Annotated in this window: 16 protein-coding genes; 4 read left to right on the top strand and 12 right to left on the bottom strand. The window is 61.5% G+C overall.

The annotated features are described in order from the left end of the window. Window positions 1–51: 51 nt before the first annotated feature. From ACQ4V8_RS08430 to ACQ4V8_RS08415, 4 genes are all read right to left on the bottom strand, one after another. The gene (locus tag ACQ4V8_RS08430) at window positions 52–4260 is read right to left on the bottom strand and encodes a hybrid sensor histidine kinase/response regulator (RefSeq protein ID WP_436571226.1); all 4209 of its coding nucleotides are present in this window, start codon (window positions 4258–4260) and stop codon (window positions 52–54) included. Between the two features lie 92 nt (window positions 4261–4352). Beyond that, the gene (locus ACQ4V8_RS08425; protein ID WP_029496231.1) at window positions 4353–5522 is read right to left on the bottom strand and encodes a patatin-like phospholipase family protein; all 1170 of its coding nucleotides are present in this window, start codon (window positions 5520–5522) and stop codon (window positions 4353–4355) included. A gap of 50 nt (window positions 5523–5572) precedes the next feature. Then, window positions 5573–7348, bottom strand: a complete 1776-nt coding sequence (ggt, locus tag ACQ4V8_RS08420) for a gamma-glutamyltransferase (protein WP_010395804.1) — start codon at window positions 7346–7348, stop codon at window positions 5573–5575. A gap of 210 nt (window positions 7349–7558) precedes the next feature. Continuing rightward, window positions 7559–8317, bottom strand: coding sequence for a 3-hydroxyacyl-CoA dehydrogenase (locus tag ACQ4V8_RS08415; protein ID WP_436571225.1), 759 nt, complete (start codon window positions 8315–8317; stop codon window positions 7559–7561). A gap of 438 nt (window positions 8318–8755) precedes the next feature. Here ACQ4V8_RS08415 and ACQ4V8_RS08410 point away from each other — a divergent pair, with 438 nt between their 5' ends. Further along, on the top strand, window positions 8756–10831 hold the full coding sequence (locus ACQ4V8_RS08410) for a TonB-dependent receptor domain-containing protein (protein WP_436571224.1): 2076 nt from the start codon (window positions 8756–8758) through the stop codon (window positions 10829–10831). 47 nt (window positions 10832–10878) lie between these two features. Here ACQ4V8_RS08410 and ACQ4V8_RS08405 read toward each other — a convergent pair whose 3' ends face one another. The 7 genes from ACQ4V8_RS08405 to ACQ4V8_RS08375 form a co-directional block, all read right to left on the bottom strand. Continuing rightward, window positions 10879–13002 carry a sodium-translocating pyrophosphatase gene (locus ACQ4V8_RS08405; RefSeq protein WP_070345597.1) on the bottom strand — a complete coding sequence of 708 codons (2124 nt, stop codon included), beginning with the start codon at window positions 13000–13002 and terminating at the stop codon, window positions 10879–10881. Window positions 13003–13177: 175 nt separating this feature from the next. Then, a complete protein-coding gene (adk, locus tag ACQ4V8_RS08400) occupies window positions 13178–13834 on the bottom strand; it encodes an adenylate kinase (RefSeq protein WP_010395793.1) in 657 nt (218 codons plus the stop codon). Window positions 13835–14086: 252 nt separating this feature from the next. Beyond that, window positions 14087–14842, bottom strand: coding sequence for a 3-deoxy-manno-octulosonate cytidylyltransferase (gene kdsB / locus ACQ4V8_RS08395; RefSeq protein WP_436571223.1), 756 nt, complete (start codon window positions 14840–14842; stop codon window positions 14087–14089). Window positions 14843–14844: 2 nt separating this feature from the next. Further along, on the bottom strand, window positions 14845–15021 hold the full coding sequence (locus ACQ4V8_RS08390; protein ID WP_010395789.1) for a Trm112 family protein: 177 nt from the start codon (window positions 15019–15021) through the stop codon (window positions 14845–14847). Beyond that, window positions 15002–16057 (bottom strand): tetraacyldisaccharide 4'-kinase, encoded by a 1056-nt coding sequence (gene lpxK / locus ACQ4V8_RS08385; protein WP_010395787.1) that lies wholly within the window; start codon window positions 16055–16057, stop codon window positions 15002–15004. Before lpxK ends, ACQ4V8_RS08390 begins: the two co-directional genes overlap by 20 nt. A gap of 93 nt (window positions 16058–16150) precedes the next feature. After that, window positions 16151–16591 (bottom strand): ExbD/TolR family protein, encoded by a 441-nt coding sequence (locus tag ACQ4V8_RS08380; RefSeq protein WP_010395785.1) that lies wholly within the window; start codon window positions 16589–16591, stop codon window positions 16151–16153. Beyond that, window positions 16588–17193, bottom strand: coding sequence for a MotA/TolQ/ExbB proton channel family protein (locus ACQ4V8_RS08375; protein ID WP_010395783.1), 606 nt, complete (start codon window positions 17191–17193; stop codon window positions 16588–16590). Before ACQ4V8_RS08375 ends, ACQ4V8_RS08380 begins: the two co-directional genes overlap by 4 nt. A gap of 1329 nt (window positions 17194–18522) precedes the next feature. On the opposite strand from ACQ4V8_RS08375, the gene xseA reads away from it, so the two are divergent. The 3 genes from xseA (at window position 18523) to ACQ4V8_RS08360 (ending at window position 23498) form a co-directional block, all read left to right on the top strand. Beyond that, on the top strand, window positions 18523–19884 hold the full coding sequence (xseA, locus tag ACQ4V8_RS08370; RefSeq protein WP_070345598.1) for an exodeoxyribonuclease VII large subunit: 1362 nt from the start codon (window positions 18523–18525) through the stop codon (window positions 19882–19884). A gap of 366 nt (window positions 19885–20250) precedes the next feature. Next, the gene (sodB, locus tag ACQ4V8_RS08365; RefSeq protein ID WP_010395778.1) at window positions 20251–20829 is read left to right on the top strand and encodes a superoxide dismutase [Fe]; all 579 of its coding nucleotides are present in this window, start codon (window positions 20251–20253) and stop codon (window positions 20827–20829) included. Window positions 20830–21104: 275 nt separating this feature from the next. After that, on the top strand, window positions 21105–23498 hold the full coding sequence (locus tag ACQ4V8_RS08360) for a putative bifunctional diguanylate cyclase/phosphodiesterase (protein ID WP_436571222.1): 2394 nt from the start codon (window positions 21105–21107) through the stop codon (window positions 23496–23498). On the opposite strand, the gene ACQ4V8_RS08355 is transcribed toward ACQ4V8_RS08360, so the two are convergent. Beyond that, the gene (locus ACQ4V8_RS08355; protein WP_436571221.1) at window positions 23459–25021 is read right to left on the bottom strand and encodes a CYTH and CHAD domain-containing protein; all 1563 of its coding nucleotides are present in this window, start codon (window positions 25019–25021) and stop codon (window positions 23459–23461) included. The two genes, ACQ4V8_RS08360 and ACQ4V8_RS08355, sit on opposite strands and share 40 nt — an antisense overlap. Between the last annotated feature and the right edge of the window lie 438 nt (window positions 25022–25459).

Below are 25459 nucleotides of genomic sequence, written 5' to 3'. Positions count from 1 at the left end.
GCGATATTCTACCCAGTTTCGCCGCGCGCCACATGGTCGGCATTGCTTATTTTACATTTTCTTGCCCGAAACGGCTATCTGCGCCAACAGTGCGCGCAATTGCGGCAAATGCAAGGCTACCTGCGTCCAGCGCCCACCGTCCGCAGCCTCTTCCAGTTGCGTGCACAACTGGTGCAGCTGGGTTTCATGCAGATAGGCGGCGCTGCCCTTCAAGCCGTGCAGCAGGCGCCCGGCGTTGTCCTTGTCCTGCGCCGCCAGGGCGGCGTCGATTTCACGCAGGCGCCCCTCCAGGCCGGCGGCGAAGGCGACACGGATGCGCCGCTGCAGTTCGCCGCTACGGTCCGCTGGGGACGCTGCCGCCACGGCGACCGTCGACGCGATGCCGAACAGGGCATCGAGTTCGGCCTGGCCGCGCGAGGCGCCGCGCGAGACGTGCGACGGCATGCTCGGCATGCGCGGCAACATAAAACCGCGCTGCAGCTGGCGCTCGATGGCACGCGCCAGCAAACCATGCAGCACCGCCTCGTCCACTGGTTTGCTGAGGAAATCATCCATGCCGACACCGAGGTAGCGGCTGCGGTCTTCTTCACTGGCATTCGCCGTCAGGGCCACGATCATCAGCTCCTGGTCGCGCACGGGCTGGTCCGGCCAGCCACCCAGGCGGATCAGGCGCGTCGCCGTGGCACCGTCCATCTCCGGCATGCGCCCATCCATCAGGATCAGGTCGTAGCGCGTCTGCACGCACGCTGCCACGGCCAGCACGCCGTTGGCAACCACATCGACGCGGTGCCCCAAGTCTTCAAGCATGACGCGGATGATGATCTGGTTGGTGGGGAAGTCTTCGGCGCATAGCACGCGCAACTGGTGGCTGTGCGGCGCCAGCGCCACCTGCGGCACCAGCGGCGGCGCCACGCCATCGGCCAGCGGCAAGGTGAAGGCAAACGTGCTGCCCTGCCCTGGCGTGCTGCTCACCTCGATCTCGCCCTGCATCAGTTCGACCAGCTGACGGCAGATCGCCAAGCCCAGCCCCGTGCCGCCGTAGCGCCGCGTGGTACTGGCGTCGGCCTGCTCGAACTTCTGGAACAGGCGCGCCATCGCGTCCGCATCGATGCCGATGCCGCTGTCGCTGACGGTAAAACGAATCAGGTTGACACGGCTTGCGCCAGCGCCGCTGGCTACGCCGGCCCGCTCGACGCACACGCTGACGCCGCCGCGCTGGGTGAACTTGAAGGCATTGCCGACCAGGTTGACCAGCACCTGGCGCAAACGAGTCGGGTCGCCCACCACGAAGAGCGGCAGGTCAGGCGCAAAATCGATGGAAAAACCGATGCTGCGCGCGGCCGCCTGCTCCTCGAACAGGCTGACGACCGTCTCGATGGCAGCGCCCAGCGCGAAATCGATATTCTCTATACTCAGCTTGCCCGCTTCGATCTTGGAAAAGTCGAGCAAGTCATTGATGATCACCAGCAGCGACTGGGCATTGGCCTGGCCGCGCAAAATCTGCTCGCGCGTAGCGTCGTGCAACTGCTCGTCGCGCAGTGCAAAGCCCAGCATGCCGATCACGCCAGCCAGTGGCGTACGCATCTCGTGGCTCATATTGGCCAAAAATTCCGACTTCTGGCGCGTCGCATCCTCGGCCTTGCGCTTGGCCTGGCGCAGGCTTTCCTCGTTTTTCGTCAGGCTGCTATTGACCTGCGCCAGCTTTTCCGACTGCGCCAGCACTTCGATTTCCTTGCTCTGCAATTCGGCCGTGCGTTCACCGACCAGTTTTTCCAGCTCGTTCTGCTGGCGTCGCAGCGCGCGCACGCGCTGCCGGTAAGCGCCATACACAGCACCCAGCAGCAGCGCCGCCATCAGCGTGCGGAACCACCAGGTTTTCCAGAAAGGCGGCAGAATCGTGATGGCCAGCGTGGCGCCGCTCTCGTTCCACACGCCATCCTTGTTGGCCGCCTTGACGCGAAACACATAATTGCCTGCATCGAGGTTGGTGTAGGTGGCGAAGCGCCGCCCCGCATCCGTCATGACCCATTCCTGGTCGAAGCCTTCTAGCCGGTAGGCGAACATATTGCGCTGCGGTGCTGCGAAATGCAAGGCTGCAAATTCCAGCGAAAAGACGCTTTCGCGGCTGGTCAGCACCAGCTCGCGCGTATGCTCGATCGCCTTCTTGAGCACGTGCGCGAACTCGCCGCGGCCGATGAACACCGGCTTGTTAAAAATCTGCAGCTCCGTGATGGTCACCAGTGGCGGCACGCGGTTGTCATGGATATCTTGCGGCACGAACACCGTCATGCCGTTAAATCCGCCGAAATACATGCTCCCATCCGTAGCGCGCAGGGCCGCGCCATCGAAGTACGAGCCTTCCACCGTGCCGTCGGCGCTGTCGTAGTTGCGCAACAGGCCACTGCGCATGTCGAGCCGCGTGATGCCGCTATTCGTACTCAGCCACAGCTGCTCCTTATCGTCGCCCAGGATGCTGGCGACGGCATCGTCGGCCATGCCGTCCTTGCGCACGAAGCGCCGAAAGCGGATCTCGCCCTTCGCATCGACATCCATGCGGTTCAGGCCATTGGCTGTGCCCACCCACAGCACGCCGCGCTTGTCTTCGTGCAGGTAGTGCACCTCGTCGTGGCTGAGGCTATGTGCATTTTGCGGATCGTGGCGGAAATGCCGGAATTGGCCGCTGGCGCGGTCGAGCAAGTCCAGGCCATGGAATGTGCCTATCCACAATTGTCCCTTGCCGTCTTCCAGCACGGGCCGCACCATGTTGTCGGACAGGCTGTTCGGGTTGGCAGGGTCGTGGCGATACGTAGTAAAGGCCCGGCTAACGGGGTCGAAACGGTGCACGCCGCCGCGCGTCGACACCCACAGCATGCCGCTGCGATCGCTCACGACATTGCGAATAGTATCGCTGTTCGGATCACCGGCGGCAAAGCGCATGGTAAAAAAGCGCTCCTGTCGCGCATCGAAACGGTGCAAGCCCGTCGAGCCTCCCACCCACAGGGTGCCGTCCGGCGCCTTGTACAGGGTGGTGACCTGCTCATCACGCGACATACCGGGCGAACTGCGCAGGTCGAACAGCCGCGAACTGCCGTCGCGCGTATCGTACAGTTTCAAGCCGGCTTTGGTGGCCAGCCATAGCTTGCCATTGCCCGCATCGACCACGGCGCGCACCTTCTTGTCGGCCAGCGCGCCGACGTCACCGGACGGCAGCGCCATGCGCGAAAAGCCGCCGCTGCCCAGGTCGACCCGGCTCACGCCGTTGTACCAGGAGCCGACCCAAAAAGTGCCGGCGCGGTCGCGGTACAGCGACGACAGCTGATTGTCGGCGACGCTGTACTTGTCGCCCGTCTGGTGGCGGTACTGCAGAAAGGTATCGCTCTCGGGCAGCCAGCGGAACAGGCCATCGGCATTGCTGCCCAGCCAGACGGTGGCGTCGATATCCTGGTACAAACTGGCCACGCGGATGGCGGAAAAGCCCTGTTTTTCATTCAGGCGCAGGCGTGCCTGCGGCGCCTGTCCGGCACCTCCCAGACGCCAGCGCTCGGCACCGGCCATGGTGCCTATCCACAGATTTTGCTGGCGGTCGACCAGCAGCGACTGGATCACGTTATATTTGGAACCGGGCTTGGCATCGACGGCGAAATGCTCGAAGCGCTCACTGCCCGGCGCCAGCATGTCCAGGCCCGTGACCGTGCCTATCCACAGGCGCTTTTGCGCGTCCAGCACCAGCGCCTTGATTTCATTGTCGCCCAGGCTGTGCGGATTGCCTTCTTCATGGTGCCAGGTGCGAAAGGTGCCGGTAGCGGGGTCGAAATGCTGCAAGCCGTCCGAGGTGGCGATCCAGAAGCCGCGCGCGCCATCGTCGACAATGGCGTGGATACGCCGATTGCCGTTGCCGCGCTTGCTCTTTTCGGCCGGGGCGTAATGCGTGAAGGTTTGGCTGGCGGCGTCAAAGCGATCCAGGCCGTTGTCGGTGCCCACCCACAGCTGCCCCTGCCCATCGACATGCAGTTCGCCCACCCAGTTGTCGACCAGGCTGGTCTTGTCGCCCTCGACATTCTTGTAGACGACCATGCGATAGCCATCGTAGCGGCTCAGGCCAGACTGGCTGCCGAACCACATATAGCCCTGCCGGTCCTGGACGATGGCCAGTACCGACTCCTGCGCCAGGCCATGTTCGACGCTGAGCTGGTCGAAACGCAGGGTGGGCGCAGGCGCCGCAGCGGCCGAACCGCCAGGCAGCAGAAAAAACAATAGCAATAGCGATACCAATACGCACGCACGTCCAAATACCACCACAATCGTCCTGTCAAAAAAACGCGAAAATTCCGGCTACTGTTACGCAGGCCGTCTCAAGAACCAAAAAACGTCAGTACATCGTCCTTGCGGGCCTGCGTATCGCGCTGTCCAAGACGGATCAACTCGTTAGTATACGTCGATTCAAACAATAAATACGATGCCAATGCCGCGCCGCGCGCTTCGGCCGCACCGATGCCCGACAACATGGTGCGTATCGGGCGGGGCAAACTGCCGATGTGCCGGCTGGCGATGGCATCGAGCCGTTCGGAAGGCGCGATGACCAGCAATTGCACCGGTTTCAATGCCGTCTTGCCCAGAAATTCAGGCGGCAGCATCGACAGCGTGAGGTTGATGCGGTTCAAGCGCTCGATGTCGACGGCCAGGCCATCGAGGAAGATCGACGATAGTGCATGGCCGGCGATCTGCGCCAGGCTCGGGTAGGGCGCCGCATCGCCCGGACCGGGCGCCGGTTCCGTCATGCGCCCCGCCCCCACCACCAGCACTTTGTTCGCACCCAGGTGGATGGCCGGGGAAATTGGCGCCAGTTGGCGCATCGATCCATCGCCGCAGTACTCGCGCTGGCCGCCCACGTACAGGGGCACGGCGGGAAAAATGAAGGGGATGGCAGCCGAGGCGAGCAAGTGTTCCACGCCGATCTGGTCTTGCAGGGCCACGCGCTGCGTGCGCACCCAGGGCGCGATCTCGGCGGCCGTCTGGTAAAACGTCATGTGGCGGCTGCCCGTATACGACGACGCCGTCACGGCCAGCGCATGGAGCAAACCATCGGCCAGCGCCGCGTCCAGGCGCGGCAAGTCGAGCATGCGGTGCAAGAGGCTGACCAAGGGGGTATTGTCGAGCAGGGAGTTGGGCGGCGACGCATGCCACTGGCGCAGCAGCCAGCCGAACGACAGCAGCGACAACCAGCGCGCGCCCGAACGGATCACGCCCAGCGAATCGGCGCGGTAGACTTGCTCGACCTGGATGTGCTGCCACACGTCGAGCAGCTTTTGCACGCCTTCGCCGAAATTGTCTGCCCGACAGGCCAGCGCCGTGGCGTTGATGGCGCCAGCCGAGGTGCCGCAAATGATGTCGAACGGGTTGCGCGCCGGCGCCCAGCCCGCTTCCCACAGAATCGCCGAAATCGCCTGCAGCACGCCCACCTGGTAGGCGGCACGAGCGCCCCCTCCAGTGAGTATCAAGCCTGTTTTATTTTGCATTCCCATGCTGGCAGATTAGCAGGGTCTGGATGCTTTGTGGAAAAGTTTAGGACAAATTAATCTCCTCGGACCATGCCCTCGCGCCGCGGGTCCGCGCCACCAAACCAAAAATCCTTGCCATGCGCATTGAGGCGCATGATGCCCTGCAAGCCGGAATTTTGTTCGATGACGCGCACCTCGTGGCCCATGGCTTGCAGCGCCGCGACCTGGGCTGCCGGCGCACGCCCTTTTTCCAGCTCCGTCGGGCCATTGCGGCTGCCGAAGTTCGGCAAGCTGATCGCCTGCTGCACGTTCAAGCCCCAATCCATGGTGCCGACCAGTACCTTGGCCACATAATTGATGATGGACGAGCCGCCGGGCGATCCCGTCGCCAGCACCAGCTTGTGCGTGCCCTTCTCAAACACGAGAGTGGGCGACATGGCGCTACGCGGACGCTTGCCCGCTTCGACGCGATTGGCAATCGGGCCATCGGCATCGCGCGAATCGAACGAGAAATCCGTCAACTGGTTATTGAGCAAAAACCCGTCGACCATCTGGCGCGAGCCGAACGCGTCTTCCACGCTGCTGGTCATCGACAGGCCGCCGCCGAAGGCGTCCACCGCCACCAGGTGCGAGGTCGACGGACGCTGCAGGGCGTTATCCATGCCCCACGCCACCTGCATGCCGGGCGGCGTGCCGGGCAAGGCGCGGCGCATGGATTTCTCGCCTATCAACGAGGCGCGCTGCGCCAAGTAGTTTTTATCGAGCAGAGAGGCGATGCCCTTGCCCGGCAGCGGCACGAAGTCGGTATCGGCCACGTAGCGGTTGCGGTCGGCGTAGGCCAGGCGTCCCACTTCCGTAAACAAATGGATCGCTTGCGCATCGAGCACGCCATCGACGGGCGCATACGGCCGGATATCTTTCACTTCCAGCATGCCCAGCATCTGCGCGATGGCGATGCCGCCCGACGATGGCGGCGGCATGCCGCACACGGTCCAGGCCTTGTAGTCGCTGCACACGGGTTCGCGCACCTTGGCCTGATAAGCGGCGATATCGCGCGCCGTCAGCTTGCCCGGATTGCTCGGGTGCGACGCCACCTTGGCGGCGATGTCGCGCGCGATGCGGCCTTGGTAAAAGGCGTCGGCGCCACCGAGGGCGATCTCGCGCAGGGTGCGTGCCAGCTGCGGGTTTTTCAGCACATGGCCAACGGGCCATGCCTTGCCTTGCTGGTCATAAAAATAGGCGGCGGCGACAGGGTCGCGCTTCAGCGCCTGATCCCAGTTCAACAGGCCGTGGAGGCGCTGACTGACGGGAAAACCATCATGCGCCAGGCTGATGGCGGGGCCGAACAGGGTCGCCCACGGCAGCTTGCCATGCTCCTTGTGCGCCAGTTCGAGCATGCGCAGCACGCCTGGCGCACCCACGGAACGCCCGCCCACCACGCCCGTCGCGCGCGAAACAGCTGTGCCGTCGGCATTCTGGAACAGGTGTTCGTCGGCAGCGGCAGGCGCCGTTTCGCGCCCGTCAAACGCTTGCACGCCCTTGGCAGTGGAATACAGCAAAAAGGCGCCGCCGCCGATGCCCGACGATTGTGGTTCGACCAAAGTAAGCACCAACTGCGTGGCGATGGCCGCATCGATGGCGCTACCGCCTATTTTGAGCATCTGGTAGCCGGCATCGGCGGCCAGAGGATTGGCGGCGGCGACCATGTTTTTCTGCGCCGCCCAACCCGATTTTTCCGTATATGCGGTGGCAATTTCCGGCGCCCTTTGCGGCACTTCGGCAAATACGGGACTGGCAACGAGCGCTCCCAGCAAGGTCAGGCTCAGCGCCAGCGGCTTCAATATGATCATGGATTCTCCGATAAAAAAAGGGCGTACAGCCCGGCAAGGCTGTACGCCCCATACGGCGGCATCCTACATCAAATACCCGCCAGGGCACTGTCCGCGTCAGAGTGCATGGCAATCTACAGGGGCAGGCGCGTGGCCGAAAACAGGGCGGATGGCACGCAGCATGACAAGCCCGGAGCATGCAGCGACGCCCTGGGCAGTGCCCGGATGCTGTTATTTCGGCTGCATGCGAATCGCGCCGTCAAGGCGGATGGTCTCGCCATTGAGCATGATGTTTTCCACGATGGCTTTCACCAGTTGCGCGTATTCGCCGGGCTTGCCCAGGCGCGAAGGGAACGGCACCATCTTGCCCAGCGCATCCTGCACTTCGGCCGGCATGCCCAGCAGCATCGGCGTCTCAAAAATGCCAGGCGCCACCGTCATGACGCGGATACCGCTGCGCGACAGGTCGCGTGCCATCGGCAGGGTCAGGCCTACCACTGCCGCCTTCGACGACGCGTACGCGGCCTGGCCGATCTGGCCATCGTAAGCGGCCACGGAAGCGGTGTTGATGATGATGCCGCGCTCGCCTTCAGCGGTCGCATCCTGCCTGGCCATGGCGTCGGCCGCCAGGCGGCACATATTGAAGGTGCCCACCAGATTGATGTTGACGACTTTCTGGAACAGGGCCAGCGGATGCGGGCCATCCTTGCCCACGGTTTTCACGGCAGGCGCTACGCCGGCGCAATTGACCAAGCCGCGCAATATCCCCAGCTTGCCTGCCGCTGCCACCACGGCCATGCCATCTTCTTCCGACGTGACATCGCACTGCACGAACACGCCGTTCAGTTCAGCGGCCAATGCCTGGCCCGCCTCCGTCTGCACGTCGGCCAGCACGACCTTGCCGCCAGCGGCCGCCAGCATGCGCGCCGTGGCCGCGCCCAAACCCGATGCGCCGCCGGTGATGATGAATACATTGTCCTGAATCTGCATGAAATCTCCTGAGTGATAAGGGCCGCTTTCCCAGCATCCGATGGTTGCATGGTGCATGGCGTCATGCATTACGCTTACGTAAACGTAAACGTAATGTCGGCGACAATTGTAGCCACTTTTACGCTCTCTTAGCGAAAACTTGCAGCAACAGCGCACATGCGCCTGCCCTGATCGTTGTTGCCATCGCACGACTTTCTTTATTGGCACACGCCATGCCACATGCCAGCGAAGCTAACAAGCTGACAATTGCCCCTGCCATGCGCAGCTTGCAACAGTGTTTTATTTCCGTTCAAGACTTTCCTTCTTGCCAGGATGGCATTAGAATGCTAACGATTCTTATTCTCATTGACAGAATTCGAGCACAGTATATTTTCTTTTCATTCATACCCGAGCCACCCGGACGGTAGCCAGGCAATAACAAGTTCCGGAAAACTCACCATGACCAAGCGTAGTCCCACCTTCGTAAGCCCCGTTTCCAATCCCGCCCGCGCCGTGTATTGTGCCACCCGGCTACTGCCCTGCCTGCTGTCGCTGGCCGTCAGCAGCGCCTGGGCCGAAGCCCATGTAGCCGCCGATCCCAGCATGAACACGGTCGTCGTTACCGCATCGGGTACGGCCATCGATATCCAGGATGCGCCGGCCAGCATCAGCGTCATCACGCGCGAAGAAATCGAACGCCAGCCCGTGTATGACCTCAACACCTTGCTGCGCCGCATTCCCGGCGTGACGGGCGGCACCAGCCCGGTCGGCGAAGAATCGAAGATCAAACTGCGCGGCTTGCCCGACAAATACACCTTGATCCTGGTCGATGGCAAGCGCGTCGGCAGCTCGGCCGACACGGCTTACCGCCCCGACCTGGGCCGCCAGGACTTGAACTGGATCTCGCCCGACATGATCGAGCGCATCGAAGTGGTGCGCGGCCCCATGTCCTCGCTGTACGGTTCGGACGCCATGGGCGGCGTGATCAACATCATCACGCGCAAGGTACCGGGCAAGTGGAACGGTACGGCTACGGCCAACTACACGCAGCCGCAGGACAGCGGCCGCGGCACGGCGCACCAGTTGGGATTGAATCTGGCCGGCCCCCTGTCGGAGTCCGTCGGCATGCGCATCGGCATCGCGCAATCGGAACAAAAACCCGATGAACGCAGCAACGGCAAGGCAGGCGGCATAGGTGGCGAACGCAACCAGACCATGAGCGGCCAGCTGAACTGGGCCATAAATAACAAGCACAGCCTGTCGCTGGACGCCAGCTATGGCCGCCAGGAAGCGAGCGATTCGCCCACGCTGAACCAGAACGGCAGGCCACTGTTCGGTGCTTGGGGCGCAAGCAAGCTGATCCGTAAGAGCGTGGGCCTCGACTATGAAGGCCGCTATGATTTCGGCAAGGCCAAGGTCAATCTGTACCATAACGACTATGACAACCAGTTCATCGGGACGCTGGCCAAGTCCAAGGACAGCACGCTGGACGCGGCCCTGGAAAAACGCCTGGGCTGGGGCGTCGAGCAACTGCTGGTGATGGGCGGCCAATGGAAACACCAACAATTGACGAATACGGACACCATCGGCACCTTGCCCACCGATTACCTGGGCAATCCCGTGAGCGGCGCAACCTTGTCCGGCACCACCTCGGCACTGTTCGCGGAAGATCAGCTGTTCCTGCGCGAGGACTTGACGGCCACGGCCGGCCTGCGCCTCGATCACCACGGCAAGTTCGGCAACCACTACAGCCCGCGCCTGTATCTGGTGTACCACCCTTTGCCAGCCTGGACCGTCAAGGGTGGCGTGTCGCAAGGCTTCCGTGCCCCCAGCCTGAAGGAAAACTCGCCGGGCGCCGCCACACAGTCGGGCGGCGGCGGCTGCAACGGCCTGCGTCCACTCGGTTACATCAAGGGCGGCTGCTACATGGCTGGCAACGCGGAGTTGACGCCGGAAACGAGCACCGCGACCGAAATCGGCGTGGCGTACGAACACAACGGTTGGGATGCCGGGCTGACGTATTTCAGCACGGATTTCAAGAACAAGATCGACTATGCGCCGCTGGGCTTCTTCCAGGGACAATGGTGGACCAAGATGACGAATATCCAGAAAGCGCGCACCAGCGGGCTCGAAGGCACACTCACCATCCCCCTGACGAAACATGTGAATTGGCGTAACAACCTGACCTACATGGCGGAAGCGAAAAACCTCACTACCGGAGTGAACTTGCTGTCAACGCCGAAAGTGTCGCTGTATTCGGCACTGGGCTGGCAAGTGAACGACCAGTTGTTCGGTGAAGTATCGGCCCAGTACACGGGCAAGGAACTGGACGCCGAGTCACGTTCCGCGACGCGCCGCACGCCCAACAAGGCCTACACCATCGTTGACGCGGTCGTGTCGTACAAGGTCACGCCGCAGTGGACGCTGCGCGGCGGCGTGGAAAACCTGTTCAAGAAGGGCCCGGCAAACGATGGCTTGGTCACCTATTACGTGCCAGGGCGGCGCATGTTTGCAGGCCTGACGTCGCGCTTCTGACGCGGCACCGCCCCGCAGCATGTGATGCGGGGCGGGCAGGAGTAGCCTTACTGCGCCGGCAATACTTGCACCGGTGTCACCGGCGCCAGGACCGGCGCTGCGATCGCATGACTGGACACCGGTGCCCTGACCTCCAGCCAGCCCTTGGCCGGCAGCAGCGGCACCAGCAACAGGGCCACGATATTGATAATCTTGATCAAGGGGTTCACGGCCGGTCCCGCCGTGTCCTTGTACGGGTCGCCCACCGTGTCGCCCGTGACGGCCGCCTTGTGCGCCTCCGAGCCCTTGCCGCCGAAGTGTCCATCCTCGATATATTTCTTGGCGTTGTCCCAGGCGCCGCCGCCCGTGGTCATGGAAATGGCCACGAACAGGCCCGTCACGATGGTGCCCATCAAGAGCCCGCCCAGCGCCGCTGGCCCCAGCAGCATGCCGACAACGACGGGCACCACCACCGGCAACAGCGAGGGTACGATCATTTCCCGGATAGCCGACGCCGTCAGCATGTCGACGGCCTTGTCGTATTCGGGCCGCGCCGTGCCTTCCATGATGCCCTTGATATCGCGGAACTGGCGCCGCACTTCGACCACCACGGCACCCGCAGCGCGGCCCACCGCTTCCATCGCCATGGCGCCGAACAGATACGGTATCAGGCCACCGATGAAGAGGCCAACGATGACCATGGGGTTAGACAAATCAAAGGTGATGTGCTGGCCCACCGATTCGAGCGCATGCGTGTAGTCGGCGAACAGCACCAGCGCGGCCAGCCCGGCCGAACCGATGGCATAACCTTTGGTGACGGCTTTGGTGGTGTTGCCCACGGCATCGAGCGGATCGGTGATGGCGCGCACGGAGTCGGGCAGGCCCGACATTTCGGCGATGCCGCCCGCGTTATCGGTGATCGGGCCATACGCGTCGAGCGCGACGATGATGCCCGCCATCGACAGCATGGCCGTCGCTGCAATGGCGATGCCGTACAGGCCGGCCAATTGATACGAGACGAGGATGGCGACGCAGACGGCCAGCACCGGGTAAGCGGTGGACTTCATCGATACGCCCAGGCCGGCGATGATATTCGTACCGTGACCCGTCGTCGACGCTTCGGCGATATGGCGCACGGGTTTGAAATCCGTGCCCGTGTAGTACTCGGTGATGTAGACCATCAGGCCGGTGAGCACGATGCCGACGACGGTAGCGCCCATCATCTTGTAGCGCATGGCGTCGTCGGGCCACAGCAGCCACGTCACCACGGCAAAGCCGAGCAGCGACAAGCCAGCAGCCCACCACAGGCCCGTGTACAGGGCCGACATGATCTTCGCGCCCGGCTTGGTCTTCACCATCGCGCAGCCGACGATGGACCCGAGGATGGAGACGGCGCCCAGCAGCAGCGGATAAATGATGGCCGTGCTGCTGGCCTGCGCCATCAGCAATGCGCCCAGCAGCATGGTGGCGATCAGGGTCACGACATAGGTTTCGAACAGGTCGGCCGCCATGCCGGCGCAGTCGCCCACGTTGTCGCCCACGTTGTCGGCGATGACGGCCGGATTGCGCGGATCGTCCTCGGGGATGCCCGCCTCGACCTTGCCTACCAGGTCAGCGCCCACGTCGGCGCCCTTGGTAAAAATGCCGCCACCGAGGCGAGCGAAGATGGAAATAAGCGAAGCGCCGAAGGCCAGTCCGATCAGGGGCTTGATCAAGTCATGCTGGCTCAGGCCGGGCGCACCCGTCATCACCAGCAGCCAGTAGAACAGGGTCACGCCCAAGAGGCCCAAGCCGACCACCAGCATGCCGGTGATCGCTCCGCCCTTGAAGGCCACGCTCAAAGCTTGGTTGATACCCAGCGTGGCCGCTTGCGCCGTGCGCACATTGGCCCGCACCGAGACATTCATGCCGATGAAGCCGCAGGCGCCCGAGAGCACGGCGCCGATCAAAAAGCCCAGCGCCGTATGCAGGCCAAGCAGCGCATAGATGGCGATCAGCAACACCACGCCCACAAACGCGATGGTACGGTACTGGCGCGCCAGATAGGCGGCCGCACCCTGCTCGATGGCTAGCGCGATTTCCTGCATGCGCGCGTTACCGGGATCCTGGCGCAAGATCCAGCTACGCGACATCACACCGTAAATGACTGCGAGCAAGCCGCAGGCTACCGCAAACCACAAACTGGCTGCCATATCGTCCCCTTCTGTTTTTATCCGACGTCATTGCCAACAGCTGCAGAACGCACCGGGTAGGCACGCGCAGCCAGGAAAACACGACCTGCAAAAAACCTGAACTACGAAAACGTTATGCCTTCAGCGATGCGGGCAGAAAAAAAGCGGACGCTGAGGTCCGCTTTTACATCACTGCTTATTCAGCCAGGGCAGCGAAGGCGCTGTCGCGGATTTGCTCAACCGGACCGACGCCGGCGATGCGGCGGTATTTCGGCGCACCTGACAGGCCGGACTTGGCCCATTCGTTGTAGTAACCGAGCAAGACCTTGGTCTGGTTATGGTAGACGTCCAGGCGCTTCTTGACCGTTTCGGCCTTGTCGTCGTCACGCTGGATCAGCGCTTCGCCCGTGATGTCATCGATACCGTCTACCTTGGGCGGGTTGAATTTGACGTGGTAGACGCGGCCCGAACCGGGGTGGCTGCGGCGGCCATCCATGCGCTCGATGATCGAGGCATCAGGCACGTCGATTTCCAGCACATAGTCGACATTGATGCCGGCATCTTTCATGGCGTCCGCTTGCGCGATGGTGCGTGGGAAGCCATCGAACAGGTAGCCATGGGCGCAATCGGCTTCTTGCAAGCGGTTCTTGACCAGGCCGATCATGATGTCGTCGGACACGAGGCCGCCGGCATCCATGACTTTTTTCGCTGCCAGGCCCAGTTCTGTGCCTTCCTTGATCGCCGCGCGCAGCATGTCGCCCGTGGAGATTTGTGGAATGTTGTATTTTTCTTTGATGAAGTTAGCTTGGGTGCCCTTGCCGGCACCGGGTGCTCCTAAAAGTATCAGACGCATTGAAAAGTTCCTAAAAAACAGATTTTGGATGGTGGTATGTGTAATTATTTTTAGATGATGTTGCTATGACTATCTTTCTCTACGAAACTTACCACAAAAAATCCCCGCAGCGCCAGTTTGCTGTCGAATTGTCATGCCCTGATTGATCAAAGCCAGTAATAAGCGAGACAGGGGTTTCAAAATGTGGTTTTTGCTGCAGGCATACAAACCACCGTTGCACACCTGCCGCTTTGCCGCTTTGCCGCCAGCGCGTTACAGAACGCCGTAGTGGGCTTGCACCCTGACAAGATCTTCCGGCGTATCAACGCCGGCTGCAGGCGCCGAGTCGGTGACGTGCACAGCGATGGCAACACCGTGCCACAGCACGCGCAACTGCTCCAGCGCCTCGATCGCTTCCAGCGGCGACACGGACAGGCTGGGGTACGTTTGCAAAAACGCATTGCTGTACGCATACAGGCCGATATGGCGCAGCGGCACGTAGCCTTGCGGCAAGGTTTCACGCGACTGTGCAAAGCCGTCGCGGTGCCAGGGGATGCAGGCGCGCGAAAAATACAAGGCGCGATTCGCCTTGTCCAGCACCACTTTGACGACATTCGGGTTGAAGGCCTCAAGCACATCATGCAGCGGGTGGGCGCACGTGGCCATGGGGACGCTGGCGCTGATCTGCGCCGCGCAGGCGGCCAGCAGGGCGGGATCGATCAAGGGTTCGTCGCCCTGCAGGTTGACGACGACGGCGTCCGGCGGCAAATCGAGCGTGCGCGCCACTTCGGCGATGCGGTCCGTGCCCGACGGATGGTCGGCACGCGTCATGCACACTTCCACGCCGTGCGCGGCGCAGGCGGCGCGGATGCTGTCATGGTCGGTGGCAACGATGACGCGTGTGGCACCCGAGAGCAGCGCTTGCTCGGCCACGCGCACCACCATGGGCTTGCCGCCCAGGTCGGCCAGCGGCTTGCCCGGCAGTCGCGTCGAGGCCAGGCGGGCCGGGATGATGACGATGAACGCCATCGTTATTCCACTGCGTCTTGCAAGGTGCGCGCTTCGTCCGCCCACATGATGGGGATGCCATCGCGGATAGGATAGGCCAGGCGGTCGGCGCGGCAAATCAATTCCTGCGCCTTTTTATCGTGTTCAAGCGGACCCTTGCAAACAGGGCAGACCAGGATATCAAGCAATCGAGCGTCCACGACATTTCTCCACAATTTGTTGGGCCAGCGCGCTATCGATGCGCGCACTGACGGGGACGACCCACAGTCTCGGGTCATCTTTGAGATATTCAATTTGCGCACATTTTACTGCATCCTTCTCGGTGATCAAGATCACATCCGTGTCGAGTGCCGCAAATGGCTGGTCGAGGAAGTCGTGATGGTCGGGCAAGGACAGCTCCACAAAGTCCAATCCGGCAGCGCGCAGCATGGCAAAGAAACGCCGGGGATTGCCAATGCCGGCCGCCGCCACGATGCGCTGACCGCTGGCCGCCAGGGTCGCCAACGGCAGTTGCACGCTGCGCTCGAGCAGGCGCTCGGCCACGCTGCCATCGAGCAGCATCTGCACCACCAATGAAGCTGCGGGCGCGACGTTGCCCAGCAGTGCCGGCGCCAACTCGGGCGCATTGAGCACGGTCACATCGCGCCGACGGCGCGGCGATTCACGCAAAGGGCCGGCCGGCAGCAGCCAGCCATTGCCAACGCCGCGGCCATCGAACAGCACGATTTCCACGTCGCGCTGCAAAGCGTAATGCTGCAAACCGTCGTCCGTGACCAGTACGTCGACGTCCGGGTGCGCCGCCAGTAGCGCCCGCCCCGCTTGCGCGCGGTCGCGCCCCACCATCACGGGACAAGCGCCGCGCTGGAACATCAACAGCGGCTCGTCGCCCACCTGCTGCGCCGTAGAGGCGGCAGTGACGGCGCGCGGCAAGCGCTCGGCGCTGCCATGGCCACGCGAAATGACGCCAGGGCGCATGCCGGCGTCGCGCAAGGCTTGCACCAGCCAGATCGTCAGCGGCGTCTTGCCTGTGCCGCCAATAAAGATATTGCCGACGACGACGACGGGCACGGGCAGGCGCGTCGATTTCAACACGCCGACGCGGTACAGGCCGCGCCGTAGCGCGCTCAGGGCGCCGAACAGCAGAGAGACAGGCCAAAGCGCGCACGCCAGCGGACCGCGCGTCAGCCAGGCGCGGGTGAGAGTCGTTTCAAGCTTGGCGGGGGAGGATGTGGGCATGGGTGTCAAATAAAATTGGAACCCAAAATCAACACCTGGGGTCGGACCCTGAGGGTCCGACCCCGGCACTTCGGTTGGGGTTGGAGGTTTGCCTTACTTGCCGCCCGCCTGCGCCGCAAACGTCAGCTTTTCATAGCCGGCCAGGCGCGCCGCTTCCATGACATGGATGACCATCTGGTGCATGGCGAATTGGTCGGCGTTGAGCACCACCACGGGCGTCTGCGCGGGCGCCTTGCCGCCATTGGCCGCCCTGGCCGCGCTCTGCAAGGCATCGGCCAGGCCAGCGACGTCGCGAAACGAGACCGGTTCGCGGTTCACAGTGTAGTTACCCTTGGCATCGATAGTGACGTCGATCTGCTGTGGCTTGTCCTTCGCTTGCTCGGCGTCGGCCGTCGGCAAGGTGATCTGCAGCTGCGTAAATTTGCTGTAGGTGGTGCTGACCATCAGAAAGATCAGGATCACCAGCAGCACGTCGATAAACGGGATCAGATTGATTTCGGGGTCTTCACGCCCCTTGCCTTTGCGGAAGTTCATTGACGGCCACTGTGGACGATGTCGACGAACTTGACCGCTTGTTGCTCCATGTCAATAACGAAGCTGTCGACGAGGGCGCGGAAATGGCGGTAGAAGATCAGTGCCGGCATCGCGATGGCGAGGCCAAAGCCGGTGTTGTATAGCGCCACCGAAATGCCGTGGGCCAGCTGGGCCGGATTCGATCCGCTGGCATTTTGCGAACCGAAGATTTCAATCATGCCCACCACCGTGCCAAATAGCCCCATCAGTGGGGCCAGGGTGGCGATGGTGCCGAGGGTGGTCAGGTAGCGCTCCAGCACGTGGGCCACGCCACTGCCCGCCTCCTCGATCGATTCCTTCATCACCTCGCGCGGCGCGTTGACATTGCGCAAGGCGGCGGCCAGCACCACGCCCAGCGGCGAATTGTCTTCCAGCTTGCTTACCGTATCGGGCGTGATCTTGCCGCTGCGATACACCTGCACCACTTCATCGAAGAGCTTGCGGGGCAAGATCTTGCCACGACGCAAGTAAAACACGCGCTCGATGATCAGGGCCAGGGCGACGATGGAAGCAATCAACAACAGCCAGATGGGCCAGCCAGCGGCTTGGAATATAGCAAGCAAAAGAAACTCCTGGTAAAGAGACGGCGATGCAGCGCCCGGACAAACCGTATTGTAGCGAGCGCCGAAATGCGATGACATGTCGGCGCGGGAATGGCGCAATGTAGCGCGTTGCCGCGTCGGCGGCAAGTGGTGACTGACTGCACACTGGCCCACACCACGCGCCGGGCGTATAGCGCCAGTGCACAGTTTTGCACACTTTGTGTGGATAAGATTGTGAGCAAGCATGAAGTGCAGCATGCAAGTCATTGATTTACATGGGTATTGTCGGTATGCGTAAAATACAGGCATAGCAGTTTATCGAGCATAGTCAATGCCAATAAATTAACAGTTGAAGAGTTTTGCACATTTACTGTGGACAAGATTGTGCGCAAAGCCAAGTAATTCGATTAAGTGCCTGATTTTAAAGGAGATTAAATCAATGCGCAAAAAAGTGGCAGGCGGCGAAAAATAGGCGACTTAGTCAGCGTCAAAGTTTCACACACAATCTGTGGACAAGATTGTGTGCAAGCGCAAGAATAGACGCCAAGTACATTGATTTATATCGTTTTTTTGAGCTTGCATAAAAATGTGGCAGGAGCCGAAAAGCGGCATTTTGATGGCCGCGTTTCGCTGCGATACTGTACTTTTCCGGCGCCAGTGCAGTTCCACACATAAAGTGTGGATAAGATTGTGAGCAAGCTGATTAACTCCCTGGAAGAGCATTGATTTTAAAGGATTTTTTTTACATGCTTAAAAATAAGGCAGACTCACAGCCCGCGCGTGCAGTGAAAAATCCGGCGAAGAGACGCTACGGTTTAGGCAGTTTTGCACATATTCTGTGGATAAGATTGTGCGCAATGCATACACTGCGATACTAAACTATTGATTTATATGAATATTCTTATGCTGCGCAAAATTCAGGCAAGCCGTGCCATGGGCATGTCGGTGGATAATTCACACGCCAAATCGGAGTTCTGCACATTTTTTGTGGATAAGATTGTGCGCAAGGCCATGCATGGCAGACTAAGCGATTGATTCCTCAGTATTTTATTGCCGTGCGCAAAAATGTAGCAAGGCATTTTTCCTCGCCAAAACAGCTCTGCTCGGCAACGTTGGTGCATGGAAAAAAGTTCCGCACACTTTCTGTGGATAACTTTGTGCGTAAGTGGCAGGGGCTGCGTTGATGTGCTTGATATTAAAGGATTTTTTCCCTGTGCACGCAAATCAGGCATACAGGAATTCCACATAAAATCAAATACTTAGAAATAGAACTTGTTGTTTTGCGCGATATATGACATAAGCATGACCTCGCCGATAATATGTGGACAGTTCCCTTCCCTCTCCCACTTCATGATGACCGACACCCCGACTGACAGCGGCTTTGCCGCCCCGCCCGTGCTGACCGTCAGCGCCCTGAACCAGGCCGTCGCGCGCCTGCTCGAGCGCTCGTTCCCCCTGACCTGGATCGCCGGCGAGATTTCCAACTTCACGCGCGCCGCCTCGGGTCACTGGTATTTCACCTTGAAAGACGATGGCGCCCAGGTGCGCGCCGTGATGTTCCGCGGCCGCGCCCAGTACGCCGGCTTCACGCCGCGCGAAGGCGACAAAGTCGAAGTGCGCGCCCTCGTCACCCTGTATGGCGCGCGCGGCGATTACCAGATCAACGTGGAAGCCATCCGCCGCGCCGGCGTGGGCGCCCTGTATGAAGCGTTTCAGCGCCTGAAGGAAAAACTGGCCGCACAGGGCCTGTTCGAGCAGGAACGCAAGCGCCCCATTCCGATGTTTGCGCGCAGCATCGGCATCGTCACCAGCGCGCAAGCGGCGGCCCTGCGCGACGTGCTGATCGCGCTCAAGCGCCGTGCACCGCACATCAATATCATTGTGTACCCTACGCCCGTACAGGGCCAGCAAGCGCCGGAAAAAATCGCGCAAGCCATCCGCACGGCATCGACAAGGGCCGAGTGCGACGTGCTGCTGGTATGCCGTGGCGGCGGCAGCATCGAAGACTTATGGTCGTTCAACGATGAAGCCGTGGCCTACGCGATCGCCGATTGTTCCATGCCCGTCATCAGCGGCGTGGGGCACGAGACCGATTTCACCATCGCCGACTTCGCGGCCGACCTGCGCGCGGCCACGCCGACGGCGGCGGCCGAACTGGCGGCCACGCCGCGCGCCGACTGGCTGGCATCGCTGCGCGCCGATGCGGCAGCCTTGCGCCGCGCCATGCGCCGCAGCCTCGACGATGCAGCGCAAACGCTGGACCGCCACAGCCGTCGCCTGCTCAACCCGAAAGCGCAGTTGCAGCAACAGCGCTTGCAGTTGCTGGCCCTGTCGACGGCCATGACGCATGCGGCGCGCGCGCCCGTGAAGCAGTCGCAGTTCGCGCTCGAGCGCTTGCGTTCGCGCTGGGTCGCCTTGCGGCCCGACGTCACGGCGCCGCGCGTGCGCCTGGTGGAAATGCAGCGCCGCAGCGGCGCGGCCATGGCGCAGCAACTAGGCCAGCGGCGCCACCACCTCGACGGCCTGACGGCGCAGCTGGAACTATTGAATCCCCAGCGCACCCTGGAGCGCGGCTACGCTATCGTGCGCGATGAAAAGGGCGCCATCGTGCGCTCGCCGGCGCAGCTACAGGCGCGCCAGAACGTCAATGTGCGCCTGGCCGAAGGCAGCGCGCAGATCGGCATCGCCAGCGTACAGGCGACGCTAACGTAACACAGAGCACCCGATGAGCATCGGCATGGTGGTGCACGCCTCACAGTGCACGATGCACGGTGCACGATAGGTCCAGCCCCTTCTTCAACGCAAGCCTGCATGGCGTCGAAGAAGGCTTGCAAGACGCAGGCTATCCGTGCGCCAGCGTCCGCTGAGGCTTGCGGCAGCGACCATTTCCTCGCAACTTAAGCTAAACGAGAATCACTACGCCGACAGCATCGGCCACGCGTGCCGGAATCTGCAGCAATGGCGCATCCGCTTTACAATAGTGGCTCGTTCAGCAAGAATGCTTGGTTCAAGCACGCAAGGCTCAACCCTCCGGCCCAGGCCGGAAGACTCCGAATACTCACCATAAAGGGACATCACATGGAACATACTCTGCCACCACTGCCGTATGAAATGGACGCTCTGGCGCCGCATATTTCGAAAGAAACCCTGGAATACCACTATGCCAAGCATCACCAGGCGTATGTCACCAACTTGAATAACCTGATCAAGGGTACCGAGTTCGAGAACCTGTCGCTGGAAGAGATCATCAAGAAATCGTCGGGCGGCATCTTCAACAATGCAGCACAAGTATGGAACCACACCTTCTACTGGAACGGCATGAAGCCGGCCGGCGGCGGCGCGCCTACCGGTGCCGTGGCTGACGCGATCAACGCCAAATGGTCGTCGTTCGACAAGTTCAAGGAAGAATTCACCAAGTCGTGCATAGGCAACTTCGGTTCGGGCTGGACCTGGCTGGTACAAAAAGCCGACGGCTCCGTCGACATCGTCAACACCTCGAACGCCGGCTGCCCTCTGACCACCGGCGACAAGCCACTGCTGACCTGCGACGTATGGGAACACGCCTACTATATCGATTACCGCAACCTGCGCGCCAAGTACGTGGAAACGTTCTGGGGCCTGGTCAACTGGGAATTCGTTGCCAAGAACTTCGCCTAAGCGCGTCTCTCTTGTCAACGTCAACGACATGTTGACATGAAAATATGACTTGAAAATTGTCATATTTTCCCAAAGGAAGTTTTTACCGAAAGGTAATAACTTCCTTTTTTATCTGTGCAGAATTTACGAAACATTTACATGCCCGACTAAGCAATTTACATTTTGCTTACGCATGCCCCGCTACACTTTCTCATTCGCAACAAAAGCATTTGGCCATCTGGATCGAAGCAAGCCAGTGGCAACGGGTTGCCGCGCCAGAACCTCGCATACCTTCCATGTCCGCACCGCAGCAGATTAAAAATGAACACTTTCTCCAGCAATGGCTGATCCACGCCATGGTGTTGTCGGCATTGGCCGGCTTCATTGCATTTACCCAGTACGAGGAATATCACCGGATTAATCGCCAGGAACACGAGCGGCTGGCGATGCAGGCGGAAATCGTGGAAAAGAATTTAACGCCGCAATTAAAATTGAGCAAGCGGGTGATCGACAGCATCATCGACGAACTGGCCACTTGGCAGGCGCAAGGCGATCACCTGCGGCGGGCCAACCACTGGCTCAAAGTGATCAACGATACGCTGATCGGCATCCGCCCCATCCTGGTCATCGGTCCTGACGGGCAGGTGGTCGCGGGCAGCGACGCCGACATGGCGGCCGAAAGCTTCCGGCAAAACGATTGCTTCCAAAAAGCCATGCGACTCGCCGATCCGCAATTGCTGCACGTGAGCGCACCGCCTGGCGACACCGCCGTTCCCGGCGCGATCAGCCTGTGCCGGCGCATCAGCGGGTTTCAGGGCCGTTTTGGCGGCATCGTCATGGTCAGCCTGGCGCCCGCCTATTTTTCCAACCTGCTCGATTCGATTCGTTATGCGCACGATGTGCATAGCTCGATTTCACGCGAAGACGGCCAGATGTACCTGGCTTCTTCGCGCCAGACCGACGCCCGGATGCCCGGCCTGGCGCGCAGCGCCGAGCAGCATCGCATGGTCGCCGAGCGCGACGTGCCGTCGAGCGCGTCCATCTTCGGGACGACGCTGCGCATCGCCGTGAGCCGCGACACCGAGATTTTGTTCGCGCCGTGGCGCCAGAGCTTGTATGCGCAAAGCATCCTGTTCGGTTTGGTCGCCGTTTTCAGCACGCTCGGGCTGCTGCTGATACAAAAACGGCACCGCTTTCGGCGCGCCGAGCGCAAGAAGACAGAGAAGCAAATACAGCAACTGGCCTTCTTCGATCAACTCACCAATCTGCCCAACCGCATCTTGCTGCTGGACCGCCTGAAGCAGGCGAAGACATCGAGCATGCGCAGCGGCAAGCATGGCGCCGTCCTATTCATTGATCTGGACAATTTCAAGACACTCAACGACACGCTTGGGCACGGCATGGGCGACCTATTGCTCAATCAAGTCGCGCGGCGCCTGGTCGGCTGCGTGCGCGCTGGCGACACCGTAGCGCGCCTGGGTGGCGATGAGTTCGTCGTCATGCTGACGGACCTGCATGTGAATGCGGAACAGGCGGCAGCCCAGGTCGATATCATCGGCAACAAGATACTGCAAGAACTGAGCCAGACTTACTGGCTCAAGCAGCTTAGCCACCGCAGCACCTCGAGTATCGGCGCCACGCTCTTCATGGGCAATCTGACCAGTATCGACGATCTGCTCAAGCAGGCAGACCTGGCCATGTACAAGTCCAAGGCGGTGGGACGCAATGCCTTGCGCTTCTTCGATCCCGCCATGGAGGTGGCCATGCTGGAACGGGCCGCGCTGGAAACGGACTTGCGCGACGCTATTCCATGCCGGCAGTTGATACTCCATTACCAGCCGCAAATCGACCACCGTGGGGACGTTACCGGCGTCGAAGCGCTGGTACGCTGGCAACACCCGCTGCGCGCGCTGGTGCCGCCCAGCGACTTCATTGCGCTGGCCGAAGAAATCGGCGTGATCCTGCCGCTGGGACAATGGGTGCTTGAAACGGCCTGCGCACAATTGGTCGCCTGGGCCGGACACCCGGACATGCGCTATCTGAGCATCGCGGTCAATGTCAGCGTGCGCCAGTTCAACCAGGACAATTTTGTCGATCAGGTACTGTGCGCCCTGGCCAGCAGCGGTGCCAACCCTCGTCTTCTCAAGCTTGAGCTGACCGAGAGCCTGCTGGTGTCCGACGTCGGTGGCGTGATCGCCAAGATGTCCGCAATCAAAGCGCACGGCGTCGGTTTTTCACTCGACGATTTTGGCACGGGCTATTCTTCCCTGGCCTATCTCAAGCGCTTGCCGCTGGACCAGTTAAAGATAGACAAGTCCTTTGTCCGCGACGTGACGCATGACCCTAGCGATGCATCGATCGCCAAAACCATCATCGCCCTGGCGCACAGCCTGAACATCGCTGTCATCGCGGAGGGCGTCGAGACGCTGGCACAGCGTGATTTCCTGGCGCGTTACGGTTGTCGCGCCTACCAGGGATACTTCTTCAGCAGCCCCTTGACGCTCACGGACCTGGAAAAATTTGTGCAGCGCCGCTCGCATGCTGCGCCATGCGACGACGATCGACGACGTCTGCACTCTTGCAAAGTGTCAGCGGAACAGATATCTCACGATGGCGACAGGCTCGACGGCAGGACGGCTGGACAAGCTTGTCAGGCCTTGTCCTTCGACGGCAAAGGGGCGTGCGCGTAGCGTCGCCATGGCCGCGCCAGCGCCTTGCCTGCACCGCCCTGCAATTGCGCCGCCAGGAAGCCGCGCACATAGGCCGCCTGCGATAGCAGATCAGGCTGCATTTCGGCCAGCGCGCGTAGCAAGGCGTCCGCCACAGCGCTATCGTTGCGCCAGCCCAGTTCGTCCTGCAAGGCGGACAGTCGCTTCACGTAGCGCCTGACTTGCCCGGCGTCATACAAGGATGCAAAAAATTCAGTGGCATAGCGCGCTTTCTTGGCCGCGATGCGCACCCGGTGACGCGCCGGCGGCGCCAACTGCGGCAAGTCTTTTCCCCGCTTTAACAGTCGGCGCTGATCCTTGCGCACGGTAGCACGGACAAATGGGCAGCTATGCGCGTCGAGACGCACCACTTGACGCACTGAACAACTGTCGCGCCAGGCCCGCGCCTGCAGCCAGCGCTGCAAGCCCAGCATGCAAGCCGTATAGCGCGCCGAGGTGACGGCCTGGGCCGCTTGCACGTGCTTCAGGCGTGCCTGCGCCTGCGCCGCCGCTACCAGCACCGCCGCGTCCGCAGCTGCCTCGCCATCGAGCTGCGCCAGGGTAACGCCAGCGAGTACATCCCAGTCGCGCGCCTCACCGAGCACCTCACCCAACCAGTCGAGTTCGCGCGTCAAGACCTGCGGCAGCGCCAGCAGGGACTTGAACATCCCGAGCGCCGAGCGCAAACGGCGCAAACCTACGCGCATCTGGTGCACGCTTTCCACGTCCTCGCCCGCTGCCACGCCATCCTGGTTGCTGCTGACCTGCTCCAGGCAATTGCTGGCGATAGCCAGGAACACCTGCTCCACCGACATCGCCGCATGCAGCGCCAGGGCTTGCGCCTTGACGGCGCGCAGGGGCTGTGGCGCTGCGAGGCGGTAACCGCGCTCCGCCTTGCTCATGTGGCCCAGCTGCAGCGGCACGTCGTGCAGCAGGGCCAGCGCCACGCCGAACAGGCTGGCGGCCTGCCCCTGCTTCAATTCCAGCTCGATCTCGCTGACGGCCACGCTACGTAGGGCACCATCGCCAGCGGCCACACCGCTTTCAATCACACCCTGGTCCAGCACGCACTCGATCTGCTCGCCCTGCGCCGTGCGCAACTGCCATACGGTGCGCTCGATGCGCGTGGTAAACACCGGCTGCAAGGCATCGCGGATGGCATCCTGGCGCAGCAGCGCGCGGATGGGCTGCTTGCGACCGATGAGCAAGTCGAGCGCGGCGAGGTCCGGTTGCGGTCCCGCCACCTCGCTTTCCCATTCATGGCGGCTGTGCAAGCCGCCGCTGACATGGCCGCCCGCCTTCAAGGTTTGCACCCAGCGCCCATCCACCTGGCGCACGCGCAAGCCCGCCTGGTGGCGACACAGCTGCAAATCGGGCGTATCGACATAGATATCGTGCATCTGCAGCACCTGCGGCTCGCCTTGCGCAGACTGCGCCAGCAGGGGGTGCGCGCGCAGGCGCGGCGCGTCTTGCGGCGCCAGCAACAATTTCAATTCGATTTCCATGCCCACTCCTTGTGAGATTCGTCAGCGCCTATCGCCTATTGCCTATAGCCTATCGCCTATCATGTATTGTAAGGCGCGTGCCGCAGGATGGGCGCGGAAAACCTGGCCCGCGTGCGCGCACTGAAGCAGATCGCTGCACAGCGGGGGCAGACTCTAACGCAGATGGCGCTGGCCTGAGTACTGCGCGATCCACGCGTCACCTCGACGCTGGCCGGTGCCATCAACGGTGCGCAAATCCGCAAAAGCGTGGCCGCGCTGCAGCAGTTGGCGTGTAGAGCCTTGGACTTGGCGGCCATCGACGTGCAGGCGCGGGAAGGCCACATTCACCTTTGGGAAGGTCCATCGCGGGCAGTGTCGGGCATGTACAGCATGTACGACATATACAATATATACGATATATACGACATCTACGACATATACGGCGGCGACAAGGGCCGT

Origin of the sequence: Janthinobacterium paucivorans (assembly GCF_051380805.1) — a bacterium.
Lineage (GTDB): Bacteria > Pseudomonadota > Gammaproteobacteria > Burkholderiales > Burkholderiaceae_D > Janthinobacterium > Janthinobacterium lividum_D.
The sequence above is the reverse complement of the archived record's forward strand: the minus strand, read 5'-3'. Positions and strand labels throughout refer to the sequence as shown.

Bases quoted from the DNA above. Each gene is read 5' to 3' on its own strand.
- xseA (WP_070345598.1), top strand. From the start codon at position 18,523: ATGATGACCGACACCCCGACTGACAGCGGCTTTGCCGCCCCGCCCGTG.
- ACQ4V8_RS08405 (WP_070345597.1), bottom strand. From the start codon at position 13,002: ATGGCAGCCAGTTTGTGGTTTGCGGTAGCCTGCGGCTTGCTCGCAGTC.
- sodB (WP_010395778.1), top strand. From the start codon at position 20,251: ATGGAACATACTCTGCCACCACTGCCGTATGAAATGGACGCTCTGGCG.
- ACQ4V8_RS08410 (WP_436571224.1), top strand. From the start codon at position 8,756: ATGACCAAGCGTAGTCCCACCTTCGTAAGCCCCGTTTCCAATCCCGCC.
- ACQ4V8_RS08425 (WP_029496231.1), bottom strand. From the start codon at position 5,522: ATGGGAATGCAAAATAAAACAGGCTTGATACTCACTGGAGGGGGCGCT.
- ACQ4V8_RS08380 (WP_010395785.1), bottom strand. From the start codon at position 16,591: ATGAACTTCCGCAAAGGCAAGGGGCGTGAAGACCCCGAAATCAATCTG.
- kdsB (WP_436571223.1), bottom strand. From the start codon at position 14,842: ATGGCGTTCATCGTCATCATCCCGGCCCGCCTGGCCTCGACGCGACTG.
- adk (WP_010395793.1), bottom strand. From the start codon at position 13,834: ATGCGTCTGATACTTTTAGGAGCACCCGGTGCCGGCAAGGGCACCCAA.
- ACQ4V8_RS08360 (WP_436571222.1), top strand. From the start codon at position 21,105: ATGTCCGCACCGCAGCAGATTAAAAATGAACACTTTCTCCAGCAATGG.
- ACQ4V8_RS08355 (WP_436571221.1), bottom strand. From the start codon at position 25,021: ATGGAAATCGAATTGAAATTGTTGCTGGCGCCGCAAGACGCGCCGCGC.
- ACQ4V8_RS08415 (WP_436571225.1), bottom strand. From the start codon at position 8,317: ATGCAGATTCAGGACAATGTATTCATCATCACCGGCGGCGCATCGGGT.
- ggt (WP_010395804.1), bottom strand. From the start codon at position 7,348: ATGATCATATTGAAGCCGCTGGCGCTGAGCCTGACCTTGCTGGGAGCG.
- lpxK (WP_010395787.1), bottom strand. From the start codon at position 16,057: ATGCCCACATCCTCCCCCGCCAAGCTTGAAACGACTCTCACCCGCGCC.